Below are 19,004 nucleotides of genomic sequence, written 5' to 3'. Positions count from 1 at the left end.
AAAGCGATTTTTTCATTGTTATGTGAAGAATCGCTTTATTTTTGTAGTTCAATTTTTTGAGCTATGAAAAAAATACAATCTATACTTTTTTTGGTCTTTTTGCTGTTATCAATCCACAGTTTTGCACAAAACATTCAATTGAAAGGAAAGGTTACCAACGAAAAAAAAGAACCAATTACCGATTTAACGGTGTATCTATCCAAAGTAAAAGATTCTACATTAATCCAATATGCCACTACCGATGCTTTGGGCAGTTTTGCTATGGATTTAAAAGCGGTGGAAGAACCCTCTTTCCTCACTTTTTCAATCATTGGTTTTAAGGATAAAATCGAAAAATTTGACCAATTAAATCAATCAAAAGATTTAGGAGAAATCGTAATGACAACCGATTCGGATTTGCTTTCGGAAATTGTGATTGTGACCGATGCTCCGATTCGGGTGAAAAACGATACATTGGAATTCAACGCTTCATCGTTTAAAGTACGCCCGGATGCCAATGTGGAAGCATTGCTGAAAGAATTACCCGGAGTAGAAATTGATGCCAACAAAAAAATAACGGTAAACGGAAAAGAAGTAAGCCAAATTTTGGTAAACGGCAAACCATTTTTTAATACCGACGGAAGCATTGCCTTGCAAAATTTACCTGCCGATTTAATTAAAAAAGTTCAAGTTACCGACTTTAAAACCAAAAGTGAAGAATTTTCGGGCAGAAAAGCAAAAAGCGACAACGCCAGCATTAACCTTACCATAGACGATGATAAAAACAAAGGTTTAATGGCGAAATTAAGTGCAGGTATAGGAAGCATTATTGATGACAGCAACCGATACGAAAGCAGCGGTTTGATTAATTATTTTCAAGGAAATCGGAAAATTTCGGTTTTAGCATCGAGCAACAACATCAATTCTGAAGGTTTTTCTATGGATGAATTGTTTGATAATATGGGCGGCGGTCGCAGTCAGTTTTTAAGTTTCGGAAGTCGCTCAGGCGGTCCATTTGGCTTTGGAAGCGGCACCGGAATTACACGAACCCACATGGCTGGTTTTAACTATTCAGATCAATTTTTTGAAGATTTGGAAACCAATGCCAGTTATTATTTTAAAGATACCCAAAACAAAAACAACAACCGCTCACGCGTTATCAATTTGTTGCCCGATGGCGATTTTATCACCGAATCGGTATCACAACGTTTAAACAACAACACCAACCACAATGCAGATCTTCGGTTAGAATATAAACTAAACCCTAGTACTAAAATATTTGTGAGCCCAGTTATCACGGCAAACACCAATGAATTGGCATCAAACAGCACCTCAGCATCTACCGACGGAGAAGGAAATTTATTGAATGAAAACACCGAAAAATCGTTTTCAACAACCGATAGTTTCACTTTTAAAAACGCAATAGAATTCAACAAAAAGTTTAATGACAAAGGAAAAAACCTCAGCGTAACGCTCGAAAACGACCATTCTAAAACAACCGGCTTGGGCAATACCAACTCTGCAACGCTGTTTTATCAAGACGAACGCCCAAATGATATTCGTAACCAAGAAGAACAATCTAGAAGCACCGATGATATATATACTATCACCACAGAATATTCCCAACCTATTAGCGAAAAAGCGTTTATTGATTTTGGTTACACTTTTGAACACAACAACCAAACAGACCGCCTGAACACTTTTAATTTTAACGAAAGCACCAATACTTTTACCGATTTTAACGACCGATTGTCTAATGAAACCAACACCAATATTGTAACCAATACACCTTATGTGGGCATGAACTTTAATTCAGACAAAATAGATTGGTTTGTGAATTCTGGAGTGAATATCGCCAATTTCAACGCGTCTGCTTTTTATATGAACAACAATTATTCGGTAGATAGAAAATTTGTAGCACCTTACATTCGCAGTAATTTTAGATACAAATTAGACAAAAGCAAAAATTTTAATGTGGGATACAACTACAATGTAAACAACCCCAATGCAACCCAAATATTGCCTTACGAACGCTTAAACGATCCTTTGCAAACCTTTATTGGAAATGAAAATTTAGATCAGGTGCGCTACCACTCGTTGCGTTTAGGTTTTAGAAATTACAATTTTCAATTGCGCTCGGGATGGAGTGTTTTTCTAAACGGAAGTTATTACGACTCACAAATTGTTTCGTTTACGCTTTTCGATGAAAACCGCAAGCGTACCACTACTTATGAAAACGTTGCGGGTGCTTTTAACGCCAATTTGTTTTTTCATTGGAACAAATCGCACAAATTCAATGAACACACCATTCGCTACGGAACAGGCACGCGACTTTCGTTAGACAAACAAAAGGGATTTGCAAACGGCGTGTTGTATGATGCAAATGGTTTCACGTTTACGCCAAACATTTATGGTTCTTGGGACTATGGCGAACTGTTCACCCTAGCTCCTTCTTACAATGTATCGTTTAACAACACCAAATACACCAATTTTCAACTGCAAGAAACAAGTTTTGTGCGCCACAATTTAATGTTGCAAACAACGACCTATTGGCCTGAAAATTTCACTTGGGGAAATGATTTCAGCTACACCTACAACAGCAATATTGCACCAGGTTTTCAAAGAGATTTCTTTTTGTGGAACACCGCCATTTCATATGCCTTCTTAAACAAAGCGTTAACAGCCAAAGTAAAAGTATATGATGTGTTGAATCAAAACATTGGAACTTCCCGCACTATTAGCCCCACAGCAATTATCGACCAAGAAAATACGGTTTTAGAGCGCTATGTGATGTTTTCAGTAACATGGAAGTTTAATAAATTTGCTAATTCTCGAAACAATAAAAACAGAGGAAGTTCGCATATAATGCCAGGCAGAATGCGGGAATTGTAAAACAATCCGTATCTTTAAAAATGTTAAAAGTGTGTGAAAATATTTTGCACACTTTTTTTTACATACTTTTTTTAACACTTTTGCGTTAACTCTACATTTAATTGAAACATTTATGAAACATCTTTTAGCCATTTGCGCCCTCTTGTGCAGTACGTTTTTATATGCACAAAAAATAGAAGTAAAAGGAAAAATCACCACCAGCGAAAAAAAACCCATTGAAGCAGCAACGGTTTACCTATCCACCGTAAAAGATTCCACTTTAATTGATTATACCATTACCGATATTTCGGGCGATTTTTCGATTCCGATAAAAAAAACAAACGAACCTCTTTTCTTAACGGTTTCCTATTTGGGCTACGAAGATTATGCTAAAAAATTAGAAGATTTAAAAGAATCTTTGAATTTAGGAACCATTTCGTTGCAAACCGCCAGCGATGTGTTAGATGAATTGGTAATTACAACCGATGCCGCACCCATTCGGGTAAAAAAAGACACCTTAGAGTTCAATGCTGCTTCATTCAAAGTGCGACCAGATGCTACTGTAAAAGAGCTTTTGGAGCAGTTACCTGGTGTGGAGGTAGATGTGGACGGTAAAATAAAGGTAAACGGCAAGGAAGTGAACAATGTTCTAGTAAACGGAAAACCATTTTTTGGTGCCGATGGAAAAGTAGCTATTGAAAATTTACCGAAAGACATCATTAATAAAGTACAAATTACCGATACCAAAACCAAAGAAGAAAAAATTACAGGCTCTAAAGCCACAAGCGACTCCAAAACCATTAATCTTACCATCGATGAAGACAAAAACAAAGGTCTTTTTGGTAGATTTATTGCCGGATATGGAACAGATGACCGGTACGAATCATCGCTCTTATTCAATTATTTTAAAAATGATTTTAAGATAAGCGTTTTGGGTTCGTCGAACAATATCAATTCTCAAGGTTTTTCAACCAACGAAATCATGGATAATATGTCGGGTGGCAGAAACAGTTACTCTACATGGAGCGACGATGGATCGTTTTCTATCAACGGTTTCGATTTTGGTGGTCAGAGAGGAATCAGCCAAACCGATATGATTGGGGTGAACTACAGCGATAATTGGGGCAAAAAAAATAAAGTGAGCATGAACTATCTTTTTAACGAGGTAGAAAACAACAACGAAAACAAATCACGCATTGAAAATCTGCTTCCTAATAATAAATTTGTTACCGAATCTGCATCCGACCTTAAATCGAAATCGGCCAACCACACCTTCAATTACGATATTGAAATGGAATTGGATTCTCTAACAACACTTACCATTGTTCCTATTTTAAAAAGAGGCATCAGCACCACCCGAACCAATAGCGCAAGCGAAACTAGAAATGAATTGGGTACCCTTTTAAACCAATCAAATAGCAAAGATTTTTTAAACGTGGATACTTACAGTTTTGAAAACGAATTGCTAATTGCACGCCGATTTAAAAGAAAAGGAAGAAGCATTAGTTTAGGTTTAGAAAACAGAAACACGAACAACGAAACCTATCAGTTAAAGAATTCAGCGGCTCTTTTCTTTCAATCACAAGCTGAAGATGATATTCGAAACCAAGAAATACAGTCCACAAAACATACCGATGAATATACCATTAACGCCGTTTACCGAGAGCCTATTAACAACACTCAATCCTTAATATTCAGATATACATCAACTTGGACAAACGAATACCAAGGCAGAGGTACTTTTGATTTTAATAATATGAGCAATGATTTTTCTGTTTTTAACGATTTACTTTCGTTTTCGAATAGCTTAAAAGGCACACGAGTAGCTCCAAGTGTGGGCTATCAAATCAATATGGATAAAGTGTGGTTTAATTTATCGGCAGGAACTACTTTTAACAACTACGATGTATCTTCCTTTTATAACAACGTTCATTATTTAAACAACAGATTTGATATTTTGCCAAAAATCAATGCAAGTACCAGTATCGAAGTTGGAAAATCAAAACGAGTTTATGCCAATTATTCTTACAACGAAAGCAGCCCTTTTTTAAATCAATTGTTAGAATACGAAGATTTATCCAATCCGTTATTTATATCAAAAGGAAACAAAGATTTGCAAACTTCCCAAGAACACAGTATCTATCTTAATTTCAACAACTATGATTGGCAATCCAGATCGGGTTATTATGCATATGCCGGAGGTTCCTTTAACCCACGCTCAACGGGAACTACGCAATCGTTTGATGAAAACTTCGTGGCGAGATCAAGCTTCATAAATGTATATGACACCTATAATTATTGGTCGGGAATTAGTTATAACAAAAGTTATAATTTAACCGATAAAAACAAATTGTCTATAAGTGCGGGGTTCAATGTAGATGGCGATTTGAACAAAGGATCTTTAAACGAAGTGGCTTATACAGCAAATAGAACCAGCTTTGGTCCAAGAGTGAATGTTACTTTAGATTTTGATAAGAAATTAACCATTCAACCCAGCTATACCTATAGCATTGACAAAACCAATTATAAGAATTTCACCATTGATCAAGCCAATTTTTTCAGGCACAAAGCAGGTTTAATGATTACGTCATACATGCCTAAAAATGTTGTTTTTGGAAGCGATGTAATGTACCAATACAACTCTAACCTTTCCAGCGCTTTCAGAAAAGATTTCTTGCTTTGGAATGCCAGTTTAGGTTACAACTTTTTTAACGAACGTTTTTTGGCGAAAGTAAAAGTATATGATATTTTAAATCAAAACCAAAGCATTCGAAGAATTGTTTCACCAACAACTATTTCAGACACGCAAGACACCATTTTAAGACAATATGTAATGTTTTCTTTAACCTATAAATTGGAACGATTTGCAGGAAAAAAGAAAAGCAACCACTTCATGATTGAAGAGTGATAAAGCAAAATTGAAAAAGCCCCAAAGAGTAACTTACTTTTTGGGGCTTTTTTTATATTGTGGCTTCGTTGATTGCTTGTATGGTTTCGTCTAAATCTTCATACGATAACGCATCGGTAATAAACCAAGTTTCATAGCTTGATGGTGCAATATAAATACCGCGCTCTAGCAAATCGTGAAAGAATTTTTTAAACTCAGGTGTATCGGCTTTTGAAGCGTCTTCGTAATTTTCAACATTGTTTTCACAAAAGAAAACCGAAATCATTGACCCTACCCTATTTATAGTGAACGTTTTTTTGTTGGCAGTTAAAACTTTGCGAATACCCGCTTCTAAATACGCTGTTTTTGCTTCTAATCTGTTGAATAATTCGGCATCGTTATTAATTGCCTGCAACATCGCTAAACCAGCCGCCATTGCCAACGGATTTCCCGATAATGTTCCTGCTTGATAAACCGGCCCAACAGGTGCCAAATAATCCATAATTTCTGCGCGGGCAGCAAATGCACCAACAGGCAAACCGCCACCAATTACTTTTCCAAAGCAAACAATATCTGCTTGTACCTTAAACAACTCTTGTGCACCACCTTTTGCCAAGCGAAAACCCGTCATTACTTCATCAAAAATCAACAACGTTCCGTTTTTATCGCAAATCGCTCTTAATTCTTGAAGAAAATTATTCACAGGCGGCACACAGCCCATATTTCCTGCAACCGGTTCAATGATAATCGCTGCGATTTCCTCTTTATTGGCTTCAAACAATTCCTTTACAGAATTCAAATCGTTGAAATTTGCCAACAAAGTGTCTTGTGCAGTTCCTTTGGTAACTCCAGGGCTAGAAGGCACGCCAAATGTTGATAAACCACTGCCTGCCGCTATTAAAAACGAATCGGAATGTCCGTGGTAACAACCGCGAAATTTGATGATTTTTTCTCGTTTGGTATAGCCTCGTGCCAAGCGAACCGCACTCATACACGCTTCGGTTCCCGAGTTTACAAATCGAATTTTATCGATATTCGGCACCATCGAAACAGCCAGTTTTGCAATTTCGGTTTCAATGGCGGTAGGCGTTCCAAACGATGTGCCCAACTTGGTTTTTTCAATCACTGCATCAACAACTGGTTGGTATGCATGACCCAAAATCATTGGCCCCCACGAGTTGATGTAATCTATATAGCGTTTATCGTCTTCATCAAAAAGATACGCGCCAATGGCTTTTTTAATGAAAAGAGGTGTTCCTCCTACCGATTTAAACGCACGAACGGGAGAATTAACTCCTCCCGGTATATATTTTATTGCTTCAACGAACAATTCGCTGCTTCTTTGATAATTCATTATATTTTGTTTCAAGTTTTTTATTTACCAATAGTCAAATCAGCTAAGTAGTTTTCAAGGTCAATAGTTCTTTGTCTAATTAAATCAAGCTTTTTTTGAGCTGAAATAGGAATCCACATTGTTCCTTGCATATCAGAATAAATCTGGATTGAAAATTCAATTTCCTTATCTCTGTATTCAATCCATTCTCTTTGAGAAATTTTTAATTTTTCTTTTTGTTGAACTGTCAAAATGCTCAATAATTTTTTATATTTCATGTTCAATTCAGCATCCCATTTTGTAGTTGCAGAATTTATACAATCTACCATTCCTTTAGTTGTGTAATTTTCCTCTAAATCAAAACAATCTTTTAATTCTTTATCAATTTGATGAATATTGTTTGTCTGTCCATAAATCATTACAGAAAAAACAATCATTAATATTGTAAAGAATTTTTTCATCTCAAAAGCCGATTAATTCACTTTCAAAATCTGTCCAATAGACAGAGCATTGCTTGACAAATTATTGATACGTTTTATTTCATCTACAGACGAGTTGAACTTTTGGCAAATTGCAAACAACGTATCGCCTGCTTGCACAGTGTAAGTTTGTGCCTGACCTCCGAAATTTGTTGCTACAATTTCCTCTGCTTTTTTTACAGCAAACGCGTGGTTTACGCCTAAAACTTTTTGATCAAACTCATACAATTTGTAGCGTTCAATAATATCTATTAATTTTTGTGGATAACGAGGATCGGTTGCGTATCCGGCTTTTTTCAAACCATTTGCCCATGCATGATAGTCGCTTTTATCTAATGTGAACAAATTTTTGTAGTACACTCTATTGGCTAAAAATTCTGAATGGTCGTTGTACGAATCCATTGCCGAGGCATATTTTCTAAAACATTCATTGGCCTTATCGTCAGAGTGTGAAACGGTTTCGCCTGTCCATTCTTCTTTGCACTTAATTCCAAAATGGTTATTGGCAGTTCGGCACAATGTTCCATTTCCTGAACCCGATTCTAAAATACCTTGTGCCAGTTTTATACTTGCAGGAATTCCGTAAATTTTCATACTTTGCATAGCCGCATCGGCATACAAATTAATATAATCTTCGATGGTATTTTTTGAAACATGGGTCTTAGAAGTGGCAACTAATGTTTCGTTTTGCTGTTTCTCAAGTAATGGTTTTGCAGGTTTTGCAGGTTTGGTTTCTGCTATGGGTGCTTGTTCTTTTTTAACCTCTGATCGGGTTTTCACCACCACCTTTTTCTTTTTATCATCACCATTTCCGTATTCTTTGGCAATCTTTTCTCTTACTTTGGTTGAATGTGCTGCGTTGCAACTCATTAAAATCAATCCTGTAAATAGTACAGATAAAACTTTCTTCATATTTCAGCGATATTAGATTGAAGTCCTTGCAAACCTCCCGTATGAATTATTAATATTTTTGAATCAGATTTAAAATAACCTTTTGATATTAAATCGATTACACCAAAAAACACTTTCGATGTATAAACAGGATCCAAAGATATTAAATATTTTTTAAAAAATTGTTTCATAAACTGTTTCAATTCATCATTTATCTTTGCGTAACCTCCAAAATGATAATCAGTTACCAAATTCCACTGGCTGTTTTTGGCGTGTTTTTTTATATCTTCTTGTAAAAAATCACCTTTTAAAGCCGGAAAACCAATGGCTTTTTGATGCGGTTGTAAACTGTTGATGATGCCCGAAATGGTGCCGCCTGTTCCCACGGCACAACAAATAATATCGAACATTTTATCTTCTGAAGTTAAAATTTCTTCGCAGCCTTTTACCGCCAAATCATTGGTTCCGCCTTCGGGAATCAAGTAAAAATCTCCATATTTTTGCTTCAAATCTGCCAAAAAAGGCTCGTTATTTTTATCGCGATATTGTGTTCGGGTTACAAATTGAAACTGCATGCCATTTGTTGATGCCTTTTTCAAGGTGGGATTTTCCAGGTATTTTTCCTGCAATTCTTCACCTCGAATCACGCCAATGGTTTCAAATCCAAAATCACGCCCAGCCGCAGCAACTGCCGCAATATGGTTAGAATACGCGCCGCCAAAAGTCAATAATTTGGTATATCCCAAACGTTTTGCTTCTTCCAAATTATATTTCAGCTTGCGGAATTTATTGCCCGATATTTCAGTGTGCAATACATCTTCTCTTTTCACATATACTTCGATGCCATAACTATTCGGAACAATTATTTTTTGGTTGAAAGATGCTTGTTGTGGTGTAATCATAGGGTTGCGTTGATTACAACAAAAGTACAATAAATTTGAATTAATTAAGTTCCTGTAAGGTTTTCAAACCTTGTAGGTCTGATTAAAACTTAATAGTCGAACAAATTATATTCATAGGTATCGTAAAAAAGCAAAAAAACTTCGTTTGTTGAGGTAGTTCAATTGTTGTTCATTAGCATAAGCCTCGCGTTCAAAAGAAATATTTCTATAGGCTTTTTTTCGATTTTTATATTGAATCAATCTGATAAAAAATTCAAATCCATACCAGATAAAAAAAGGAAGAATCAATAATTCTATCTGCTGGCGCAAATGTATCTTTTCGTGATTTACAAAGGTTTTATGTGTACGAAGATATTTTTCGCGCGCAAAAATAAACGGATAAACAGTGATCCCTGAAAAACCCTTTGGTACCCAAAATTTAGAAATGATTAATCGCATGGAGCAAATTTATCATTTTTTATGAGATGATGCATGTTTGATGAATTGACAAACATAGTTGTTTTAGTTTCAATTGAAAACCGCTTTACTTCTCAACAACCAGACTAATTTATCAATCACCAAACATCCAGTATCAAACACGAAAAACAAAAAAATTCACTAATTTTGTAATCATGAAGAAAGAGTTAATTGAAGGTGAAGATTATTATCTTTCCCCACAAGGGTTTCGCGTGTTCACAGCAAAATATCTCTTAGACCGAGGTTTTTGTTGCATGAGCGGATGCAAGCATTGCCCTTATGGATTCAGCAAATTAATCGATCAAATAAAGAAAAAAACAAAACCAAGAACTATGACGTTTCAAGAAGAAATACTTCAGGGAATTCCGGCAACCTTGCCACCAAAAGCATTATACGACGCTACCATTAATCACGCACCAAAGCGTAAAGAAATATTAACAGCAGAAGAAAAAACATTAGCGTTGCGCAATGCGTTGCGTTATTTTGAGCCGCAACACCACGAGACGCTGATACCCGAATTTAAGGAAGAATTAGAAAATTACGGCCGCATTTACATGTACCGTTTTCGTCCGAAATACCGCATGTATGCGCGCGATATCAACGAATATCCCGGAAAATCGTTGCAGGCAAAAGCCATACAAATGATGATTCAGAACAATCTGGATTATGCCGTGGCACAACATCCGCACGAATTGATTACTTATGGCGGCAACGGAGGTGTTTTCAGCAATTGGGCACAATACCTGTTAACCATGAAATATTTAGCTGAAATGACTGATGAGCAAACCTTAGTGATGTATTCTGGGCATCCAATGGGCTTGTTTCCGTCGCACAAAAATGCGCCAAGGGTTGTTGTAACAAATGGTATGATGATTCCGAATTATTCCAAACCAGACGATTGGGAAAAATTCAACGCTTTGGGTGTAACACAATACGGACAAATGACTGCTGGATCGTACATGTACATTGGTCCTCAAGGAATTGTACACGGAACTACAATTACGGTTTTGAACGGTTTCAGAAAAATTGGTAAAGAACCAAAAGGCAACTTGTTTGTAACATCTGGATTGGGCGGAATGAGCGGTGCACAGCCAAAAGCGGGAACTATTGCCGGCTGTATCACGGTTTGTGCCGAAGTAAACCCAAAAATCACGAAAATTCGCCACAGTCAAGGTTGGATTCATGAAATTATCGAAGATTTAGATCAATTAGTCGATCGTGTTCGCAAAGCACAAGCGGCTAAAGAAGTTGTTTCTATCGCATATTTAGGAAATGTGGTGGATATCTGGGAAAAATTTGATCAAGAAAACATACATATCGATTTGGGATCGGATCAAACTTCATTGCATAATCCTTGGGCGGGTGGCTATTATCCCGTGGGAGTTTCGTTTGAAGAAGCCAATAAAATGATGGCCGAAGAACCTGATTTATTCAAAGGAAAAGTACAAGAAACTTTGCGCCGACACGCAGCAGCCATCAACAAACACACAGCAAAAGGCACCTACTTTTTCGATTACGGAAATGCCTTTTTACTGGAAGCTTCGCGTGCCGGAGCCGATGTGATGAATCCGAACGCAACTTTGGGTCGTGAGTTTAAATATCCATCGTATGTACAAGATATCATGGGTCCCATGTGTTTTGATTATGGTTTTGGCCCATTTCGTTGGGTGTGTGCAAGCAACAATCCCGAAGATTTGAAAAAAACCGACGATATTGCTTGTGAAGTTTTAGAAGAAATGATTAAAACCTCGCCTGCTGAAATCCAACAGCAAATGAAAGACAATATTCAATGGATTCGCGGTGCGCAAGAAAACAAATTGGTGGTGGGTTCGCAAGCACGTATTTTATATGCCGATGCCGAAGGACGTGCCAACATTGCCAAAGCGTTTAACGATGCCATTGCAGCAGGAAAAATAGGTCCGGTTGTGCTGGGTCGCGATCATCATGATGTATCAGGAACCGATTCGCCTTATCGCGAAACATCAAACATTTACGATGGTTCTCGATTTACCGCCGATATGGCAATTCACAACGTAATTGGCGACAGTTTCCGTGGGGCAACTTGGGTTTCTATCCACAACGGTGGCGGTGTTGGCTGGGGCGAAGTAATCAACGGAGGTTTTGGTATGCTTCTTGATGGTACTTTAGAAGCAGAACAACGCCTAAAATCGATGCTTTTCTGGGATGTAAACAACGGAATATCTCGCAGAAGCTGGGCACGCAACGAAGGTGCTGTTTTTGCAATTAAACGTGCAATGGAAGCGGAACCGTTATTAAAAGTTACATTGCCCAATTTAGTTGATGACAACCTATTAAATTAAGATATTATGAAACTATTTAAACTAATACCTTTATTATTGCTGTTTGTTGTGGCATCGTGCAGTTCGGTGCACGTTGCTACTGATTACGACAATACGGTAAATTTCAGTCAGTTTAAAACGTATGCTTTTATGAAAGACGGTGTTGCTAAAATGAATATTTCCGATTTAGACAAGAAGCGTATCTTGAAAGCAATTGATGAAGAAATGACCACCAAAGGATTCACCAAAAGTGAAAATCCCGATTTGCTGATTAATTTGTTTACTGATGCAAAAGAAATTGTAAATGTAAACACTTTTAATGGTGGTTGGGGCTGGAACAACCCTTGGTGGGGTTGGAACCCATGGATGATGGGTCCTGGTTTTCAATCGGTATCTACATCAACCCAAGGAATTTTATATATCGATGTTTTAAAAGCTGACAATAAAGAATTGGTTTGGCAAGGAAAAGGAACTGGTTATCTAACCCATAAACAAAGCAAAAAAGAAGAGCGCATCAAAGAATTTGTGTCAAAAGTTTTAGAAACGTTTCCGAGATAAAACCCATATAAAAAAAGCCTCGAAAAATAAAATTTCAAGGCTTTTTTTATACCGTTTGCTTACATTCCGCCGTCATAAGGAACTTCTTTTTCTTGAAAAATAATTCCAAAGGTTTCTAATTCTTTTAAAACAGGTTCGTAAACTTCTTTTGTAATAGGCATTTGCACACCCGGTGTGGTGATTTCGCCGTTCAATATTTTTAATGTTATGATTCCAACGGGCAAACCTACTGTTTTTGCCATTCCTGTTAATACCGCATCTTCGCCCAAACATACCATGGTAGCATCTATTTGAAGCGTTTCGGCAACATTAGGCATGGTATAGCCAAACTTGTGATACATCACAATCATGTCTTTATCATCGGGTTGCAAGGTCCATTTTTCTGCAAGAATTTTTTCCATAACCTGCGCCGGAGTGGCATTTTTCAAACCTACCTTCTTATCATTATTAAACAAATCCAATGCTACAAACTTGTCCCAAACCGTATCGTCTTGTTCCACATTTAACGTTAAACGAAATTTCACTTCAACCGAATCGGTAGGATGATAGTACAAAAATGAATTGATAAACTCGCGATACGACATGTTTTCTGAATCTTCAATCGTGTAGGTATCATCTGTCACGCCCAACTGCACCAACATATTCCACGCACGCGAAAAACCAACCCTGCGCATGGTTCCTCTATAAATGGTATGTGCTTTTTCTAAACCATAAGCTTCGCGATAACCTAAAGAGTCACGGTTTGCATAGGCTTCAAATCGGCCAAAACCTTCGATTTCTAAAAATTCGGTACGTTTAAAAATACGTTGATAGGGTATATATTTATAAGTGCCTTGTTGCAAAAACTTTGCAGCACCACCTTGTCCGGCAACCACCACATTACGAGGGTTCCACGAAAATTTGTATTTCCATACATTATCATCCGATTCTGGAGCAACCAAACCGCCGCAGAAACTTTCAAAATGTACCGGGTTGCCGCCTTTTTCACGAATCTCGTCTAAAACTTTCATAGCACTCATGTGATCAATCCCGGGATCTAATCCACATTCGTTCATAAAAATCAACCCTTTTGCTTTCACCTCGGCATCCATTTCCTTTAATTCATTTGAAATATAAGAAGCCGTTACCAAATGCTTCCCGTAAGTTAAGCAATCGGCTGCGATGATTGGGTGCAAAAAAGCAGGCATCATAGAAATAACCACGTCGGCTTTTTCGATTAATTTGGTACGTTCTGTATCGTTATTAAGATCTAAAGAAACGGCAAATGCATTGGGGTTGTCTGCAATTTTTGCTTGGATCGATACAATGCTTTGGTCGGCAATATAAAGTTTAAATTGATGGGTTTCTGTGCGTTCTAATAAATATTTAATTAAGGAAGATGTGGATCTACCCGAACCAAATAACAGTACATTTTTCATTTATTATGATTTTTATCGTGCTAAAAGTACTAAAAATATTGGAGTAGATTTATTAAAACAACAAAAACGTGAGATTTAAGTCTCACGTTTTTCTTATAAATGACTATTTTAATTCATTATTTTTTTATAAATTTTATAAACGAAATAGAACAAGATAATCCATAAAATCATTTGAATTATAGGCCATATTGATAAAATAAATTCCATAATTATAAAGTTTTTAATTAACAAGGTAATATAAGTTTATAGGTAGTTGCTTGAGACCATACACCAAAACCAAGTCCGGCAGTAAAAGTTCCGCTGACAAAAAACATTACTACCTCTTTGAGACCAACCACCTTGCCCCCATGAAACACCTAAATGCCAGCCCGATAGTCCACTACTTACACCTGTTACGGCACCGTCTTTGACTGTTATCCAAAAATTTAAACTATAAGTTGGCCCCAATTGAAATAGAAGCTGTATACATTCCATCTCCACAAGGTGTAGAAGATGTGGCTTTTTCGAGATTTATTGGTGTTGCTGAAGATTCGCAAATTCCGGAAATCGTTTGTTCAAATTCATCCAAAGAACTGAAATGATACTCTGCTTCAGGTGTACCTGCTTGATTATAATCAATTGTACCGCAATTATTGTTTATAATTTCAGTAATTTCACTTTCTGTACTACTACTACTTTTAGCTTGTAGCATTGTGTTTGTATCATGCTCTAGCAATAGTTCATTTTCAGCCTCACAAGCTGTAAATACTGTAGCTAAAATTATTGTTCCTAAAAAAGCTACAGAAAATTTCCCAAAATTTTTTAAATTATTTTTTTTCATTTTCTTGAAATTTAATTAGTTAAACAAAATTTGTACAAAATTAAAAAAAAAAAAACGTAATGCTATTCAATCAATTTATGTTAAAATAAGATTAATTTTAACATTAAGGTTTAAATTGTCACTTTAGAGATTGTTTTTGATAAAGTTTTGTACATTTGAAAAAAATACTAAAATGACTAAAAAATTAGTAACCTTAGCTGCTTTTTTTGGATTTGTAGCGATAATATTAGGAGCTTTTGGCGCTCATGGTTTAAAAAAAGTTTTATCGGCAGAACAGTTGGTAAGTTTTGAAACTGGTGTGCGCTACCAAATGTATCACGCTTTATTTTTGCTACTTATTGCACAATTAAACGTGCTAACCGAAAAAAACAAACGCACCATTGGCATTTTTACCACCATTGGCATTTTTTTGTTTTCAGGGTCGATATTTTTACTTGCCACACAGCAGTTATCGGGTATTAATTTTAGCTTTTTAGGTCCTATCACTCCCGTTGGTGGTTTATTTTTAATTGTAAGTTGGTTTCTTACTGCTTTTTATTCAATGAAACAAAAAAGCAATTAATAAAAAAAATTATAAATTTATTAGTAAGTTTGTATGCAAATTAAAACAACACAAGATTTAAACATGAAGGTTTCAAAATCAATCGATTTAGATAAGTACGGAATACAAAATGTAGCAGAAATAATTTACAACCCTTCGTATGACGAATTATTTAAAGCAGAAACAAACCCCAATTTAAAAGGTTTTGAACGCGGGCAGGTATCGGAACTTGGCGCTGTAAACGTAATGACTGGTGATTTTACAGGTCGTTCTCCTAAAGATAAATATATTGTAAAAGATGCGGTGACAGAAAACACTATTTGGTGGACTTCTGACAATGCTAAAAACGACAACAAACCTATTTCGCAAGATACTTGGGAAGCATTAAAACAAAATGCTGTGACTGAGTTATCAGGTAAAAAACTATATGTGGTTGATGCTTTTTGCGGTGCCAACGAAGACACTCGTTTAAAAGTACGTTTCATTATGGAAGTGGCTTGGCAAGCACATTTTGTTAAAAATATGTTTATTCGCCCAACAGAAGCTGAATTAGAAAACTTTGGCGAGCCCGATTTCGTGGTAATCAATGCATCTAAAACTTCGTTTAAAGATTACAAAGCACACAACCTTAATTCAGATGTATATATTGCGTTCAACTTAACCGAAAAAATGCAATTAATTGGTGGTACTTGGTACGGTGGTGAAATGAAAAAAGGTATGTTCTCTATGATGAACTACTACTTGCCATTACAAGGAATTGCTTCCATGCACTGCTCTGCAAACAAAGGAAAAGAGGGAGATGTGGCAGTTTTCTTTGGTTTATCAGGAACAGGAAAAACTACTTTATCAACAGATCCAAAGCGTGAATTGATTGGTGATGACGAGCACGGATGGGATAATGACGGTGTTTTTAACTTTGAAGGCGGATGTTATGCCAAAACAATCGATTTAAGCAAAGAACACGAGCCTGAAATATTTGCAGCAATAAAACGTGATGCATTATTAGAAAATGTAACACTTGATGCAGAAGGAAAAATTGATTTTAAAGACGGATCTGTAACACAAAACACGCGTGTTTCATACCCAATAGATCATATCGAAAATATTGTAAAACCGGTTTCTAAAGCAGGTCATGCTAAAAAAGTAATCTTCTTAACAGCAGATGCTTTTGGAGTGATGCCTCCGGTTTCAAAATTAACTCCCGAACAAACAAAATACTATTTCTTATCAGGGTTTACAGCAAAATTAGCAGGAACAGAGCGCGGTGTTACACAGCCAGAACCTACTTTTTCGGCTTGTTTCGGTAAAGCATTCTTAAGCTTGCACCCAACAAAATACGGTGAAGAATTAGTAAAGAAAATGGAAGAGCACAACGCTACCGCTTATATGGTAAACACTGGTTGGAACGGTACCGGAAAACGTATTTCTATTAAAGATACTCGTGCTATTATCGATCGTATTTTAGATGGATCTATCGAAAAGGCAGAAACTACCGTTGTTCCAATCTTTAATTTAGCAGTTCCAACAGGTTTAGAAGGGGTTGATACCAACATTTTAGACCCTCGAAACACGTATGCAGAAGCTTCTGAATGGGAAACAAAAGCTACCGATTTAGCGAAATTGTTCGTATCAAACTTCGAAAACTACACAGATAACGAAGAAGGAAAATCATTAGTTGCGGCGGGTCCACAATTATAAACTTCATTAAAATATTAAATAAAGCTCAACAACTGTTGGGCTTTTGTTTTTTAGGGTTCTTTTTATATATTTGTTCACACTTTTGAAAGAAAATGAATCAATCAGAAAAAAGCTTATACAATCCCGGATTACACAAACTGCTTACTTTGCAGGTTAAAAACCAAACGCTTTTAACTTCATTGGAAAACTTTCAGGAATTTTCAACAAATCTTATTAAAGATTTTAATCTGGAAATCGTAGGGATATCGCATCATTCCTTTGATTCAAGTGGTTTCACCATGGCTTTTTGCTTGAAAGAATCGCACATATGCATTCATACTTGGCCAGAATTTGAACAATTAACGCTTGATATCTATCTGTGTAATTATTTAAAAGACAACACCCAGAAAGTAGAAGCATTAAGCACTGCCTACAAAAAATTTTTTGATGCCAAAGTGTTAAACGAAACAAATGTGTACCGCTAATGAATGCAAAATATCAATGTGCGAACTGCCACAGTGTTACCGAAATTGCGTACACTAAATTAAAGCCGCAAACTTTTGCATGCCCGGTTTGTTCTTCAATATCACAGATCAACCAAACCACAACGGAATATGCCGGAAAAATAACGGGTTCTTTTAAAGATGTATATGCGTCACTAAACGAAATTGTGACCTACAACGGACGAACATATCACATCGTGGGTATATCAACCAAACAAGAAAAAGGAAGTTATGTTTCGTGGAATGAATATATTTTGGCTGATAAAAACGGTGATTTGATATTTTTATCGCACGGAAGCGATTTCAATTCGTATTTAACAGAAGTGCCACTTACCAAAGAAATGGAAGAGCAGGCAAAATTAGGCGGAACTCTGAAATACAAAGGTTCATCATTCGATTTTGATTTTGCGCAATATGCTGTACCTGTTGCTGCACATGGTGTTTTCTTCAATAATATTTTAGAAGAATCATACAATAGAACATTTCAGCACAGTTATAATCAAAGCCAATTTTTATCGGTTGAAAAATATGGCGATGTCACTGAAATTTTCTTTGGTGAATATTTAAACAAAATAAGTTTTAGAAAACTTTTTGTAAAAGAACGCGAAAGCATCTACAAAAATAATAATGTTTTAAAAAATTTGGTTTTGTTTGCTGCATTGATTGCGTTGGTTATTGGTGGCTTGCATTATGTTTTAAATTATAACAATATAAATTCAATTTCATACATCAATAGTATTGTTAAGACAAATTCCACAAGCAGCCAATTTATAAGTCCGCCATTTGAGGTGAAAGGAGATGACAAAAAGGTAAAGCTTTCATTTATATCAGAAGTTACCGATCCTGATATTACGTTAAATGTTTCATTGGTTAACGAAAAAACAAATGCCACGCATTTAACCGAGACATTTAAACACTTTAATAATTCACAAAACCATGCATCGGGTAACGAAGTTACTTTTTGTGGTATAGATAATGGTTCGTATCATTTGGCATTTCATTATAATTTTTATAAGTATAAAACAGAAAACTCTTACGATATTGACTATAAAATAACGATTGGCGGTGTTAGTCAGGTTTGGTTGTATATTTCTGTTATAATTACTTTCGCATTGGCATTTGCTTACTATTACACTGTGATCAACAGAAACCATGCGAACGAATTGCAAAATTTCAACAATGTTCACAAATATAAAAACTACGAAGTTTTAAAATATGCCGGAATAATTTTAGGATTATACATTTTTGGAAATTATATGTTCATATCAAACTTAACTTGTAATTCATCAAAAGTAAACACCGAATTAGAAAACGCCAATTACACAGGCAACAGAGTACATTATATAGCAAGAACCTATTCATCATCGGGAGCTTCCCACAAATAAACGA

14 protein-coding genes are annotated in these 19,004 nt (G+C 36.1%); 8 read left to right on the top strand and 6 right to left on the bottom strand.

Going from position 1 to position 19,004, the window contains the following annotated elements; all coding sequences use genetic code 11:
• The first annotated feature begins 63 nt into the window (after window positions 1-63).
• Together NPX36_RS05820 and NPX36_RS05815 are read left to right on the top strand one after the other, a co-directional pair.
• Window positions 64-2,871 (top strand): outer membrane beta-barrel family protein, encoded by a 2,808-nt coding sequence (locus tag NPX36_RS05820; protein ID WP_257500472.1) that lies wholly within the window; start codon window positions 64-66, stop codon window positions 2,869-2,871.
• 112 nt (window positions 2,872-2,983) lie between these two features.
• Window positions 2,984-5,758 (top strand): outer membrane beta-barrel protein, encoded by a 2,775-nt coding sequence (locus tag NPX36_RS05815; RefSeq protein ID WP_257500471.1) that lies wholly within the window; start codon window positions 2,984-2,986, stop codon window positions 5,756-5,758.
• Between the two features lie 52 nt (window positions 5,759-5,810).
• Here NPX36_RS05815 and hemL read toward each other — a convergent pair whose 3' ends face one another.
• From hemL to NPX36_RS05795, 4 genes are read right to left on the bottom strand one after another with little or no spacing between them, the layout of a single operon-like run.
• Window positions 5,811-7,091, bottom strand: coding sequence for a glutamate-1-semialdehyde 2,1-aminomutase (gene hemL / locus NPX36_RS05810; protein WP_257500470.1), 1,281 nt, complete (start codon window positions 7,089-7,091; stop codon window positions 5,811-5,813).
• 20 nt (window positions 7,092-7,111) lie between these two features.
• Complete coding sequence (locus NPX36_RS05805) at window positions 7,112-7,531, bottom strand: lysozyme inhibitor LprI family protein (RefSeq protein ID WP_257500469.1); 420 nt, start codon at window positions 7,529-7,531, stop codon at window positions 7,112-7,114.
• Between the two features lie 12 nt (window positions 7,532-7,543).
• Window positions 7,544-8,461, bottom strand: coding sequence for a glucosaminidase domain-containing protein (locus NPX36_RS05800; RefSeq protein WP_257500468.1), 918 nt, complete (start codon window positions 8,459-8,461; stop codon window positions 7,544-7,546).
• On the bottom strand, window positions 8,458-9,342 hold the full coding sequence (locus NPX36_RS05795) for a 1-aminocyclopropane-1-carboxylate deaminase/D-cysteine desulfhydrase (RefSeq protein ID WP_257500467.1): 885 nt from the start codon (window positions 9,340-9,342) through the stop codon (window positions 8,458-8,460). Before NPX36_RS05795 ends, NPX36_RS05800 begins: the two co-directional genes overlap by 4 nt.
• 611 nt (window positions 9,343-9,953) lie before the next feature.
• Here NPX36_RS05795 and NPX36_RS05785 point away from each other — a divergent pair.
• Both NPX36_RS05785 and NPX36_RS05780 read left to right on the top strand, forming a co-directional pair.
• The gene (locus NPX36_RS05785) at window positions 9,954-12,119 is read left to right on the top strand and encodes a urocanate hydratase (RefSeq protein ID WP_257500465.1); all 2,166 of its coding nucleotides are present in this window, start codon (window positions 9,954-9,956) and stop codon (window positions 12,117-12,119) included.
• A 6-nt stretch (window positions 12,120-12,125) separates the two neighbouring features.
• The gene (locus NPX36_RS05780) at window positions 12,126-12,656 is read left to right on the top strand and encodes a DUF4136 domain-containing protein (RefSeq protein WP_257500464.1); all 531 of its coding nucleotides are present in this window, start codon (window positions 12,126-12,128) and stop codon (window positions 12,654-12,656) included.
• A gap of 59 nt (window positions 12,657-12,715) precedes the next feature.
• On the opposite strand, the gene NPX36_RS05775 is transcribed toward NPX36_RS05780, so the two are convergent.
• Both NPX36_RS05775 and NPX36_RS05770 read right to left on the bottom strand, forming a co-directional pair.
• On the bottom strand, window positions 12,716-14,074 hold the full coding sequence (locus tag NPX36_RS05775) for a saccharopine dehydrogenase family protein (protein ID WP_257500463.1): 1,359 nt from the start codon (window positions 14,072-14,074) through the stop codon (window positions 12,716-12,718).
• Window positions 14,075-14,504: 430 nt separating this feature from the next.
• A complete protein-coding gene (locus NPX36_RS05770) occupies window positions 14,505-14,894 on the bottom strand; it encodes a hypothetical protein (protein ID WP_257500462.1) in 390 nt (129 codons plus the stop codon).
• A 172-nt stretch (window positions 14,895-15,066) separates the two neighbouring features.
• Between NPX36_RS05770 and NPX36_RS05765 the strand changes: the two genes are divergently transcribed.
• From NPX36_RS05765 to NPX36_RS05750, 4 genes are all read left to right on the top strand, one after another.
• Window positions 15,067-15,456, top strand: a complete 390-nt coding sequence (locus NPX36_RS05765) for a DUF423 domain-containing protein (RefSeq protein WP_257500461.1) — start codon at window positions 15,067-15,069, stop codon at window positions 15,454-15,456.
• A gap of 63 nt (window positions 15,457-15,519) precedes the next feature.
• Complete coding sequence (pckA, locus tag NPX36_RS05760; protein WP_257500728.1) at window positions 15,520-17,133, top strand: phosphoenolpyruvate carboxykinase (ATP); 1,614 nt, start codon at window positions 15,520-15,522, stop codon at window positions 17,131-17,133.
• Between the two features lie 92 nt (window positions 17,134-17,225).
• Window positions 17,226-17,597, top strand: coding sequence for an S-adenosylmethionine decarboxylase family protein (locus NPX36_RS05755; RefSeq protein WP_257500460.1), 372 nt, complete (start codon window positions 17,226-17,228; stop codon window positions 17,595-17,597).
• A complete protein-coding gene (locus NPX36_RS05750; RefSeq protein WP_257500459.1) occupies window positions 17,597-19,000 on the top strand; it encodes a DUF4178 domain-containing protein in 1,404 nt (467 codons plus the stop codon). The genes NPX36_RS05755 and NPX36_RS05750 overlap by 1 nt, the downstream gene beginning before the upstream one ends.
• Window positions 19,001-19,004 lie beyond the last annotated feature (4 nt).

The organism is Paenimyroides aestuarii, from assembly GCF_024628805.1.
Lineage (GTDB): Bacteria > Bacteroidota > Bacteroidia > Flavobacteriales > Flavobacteriaceae > Flavobacterium > Flavobacterium aestuarii_A.
This window is presented reverse-complemented; position numbering and strand designations above follow the sequence as displayed.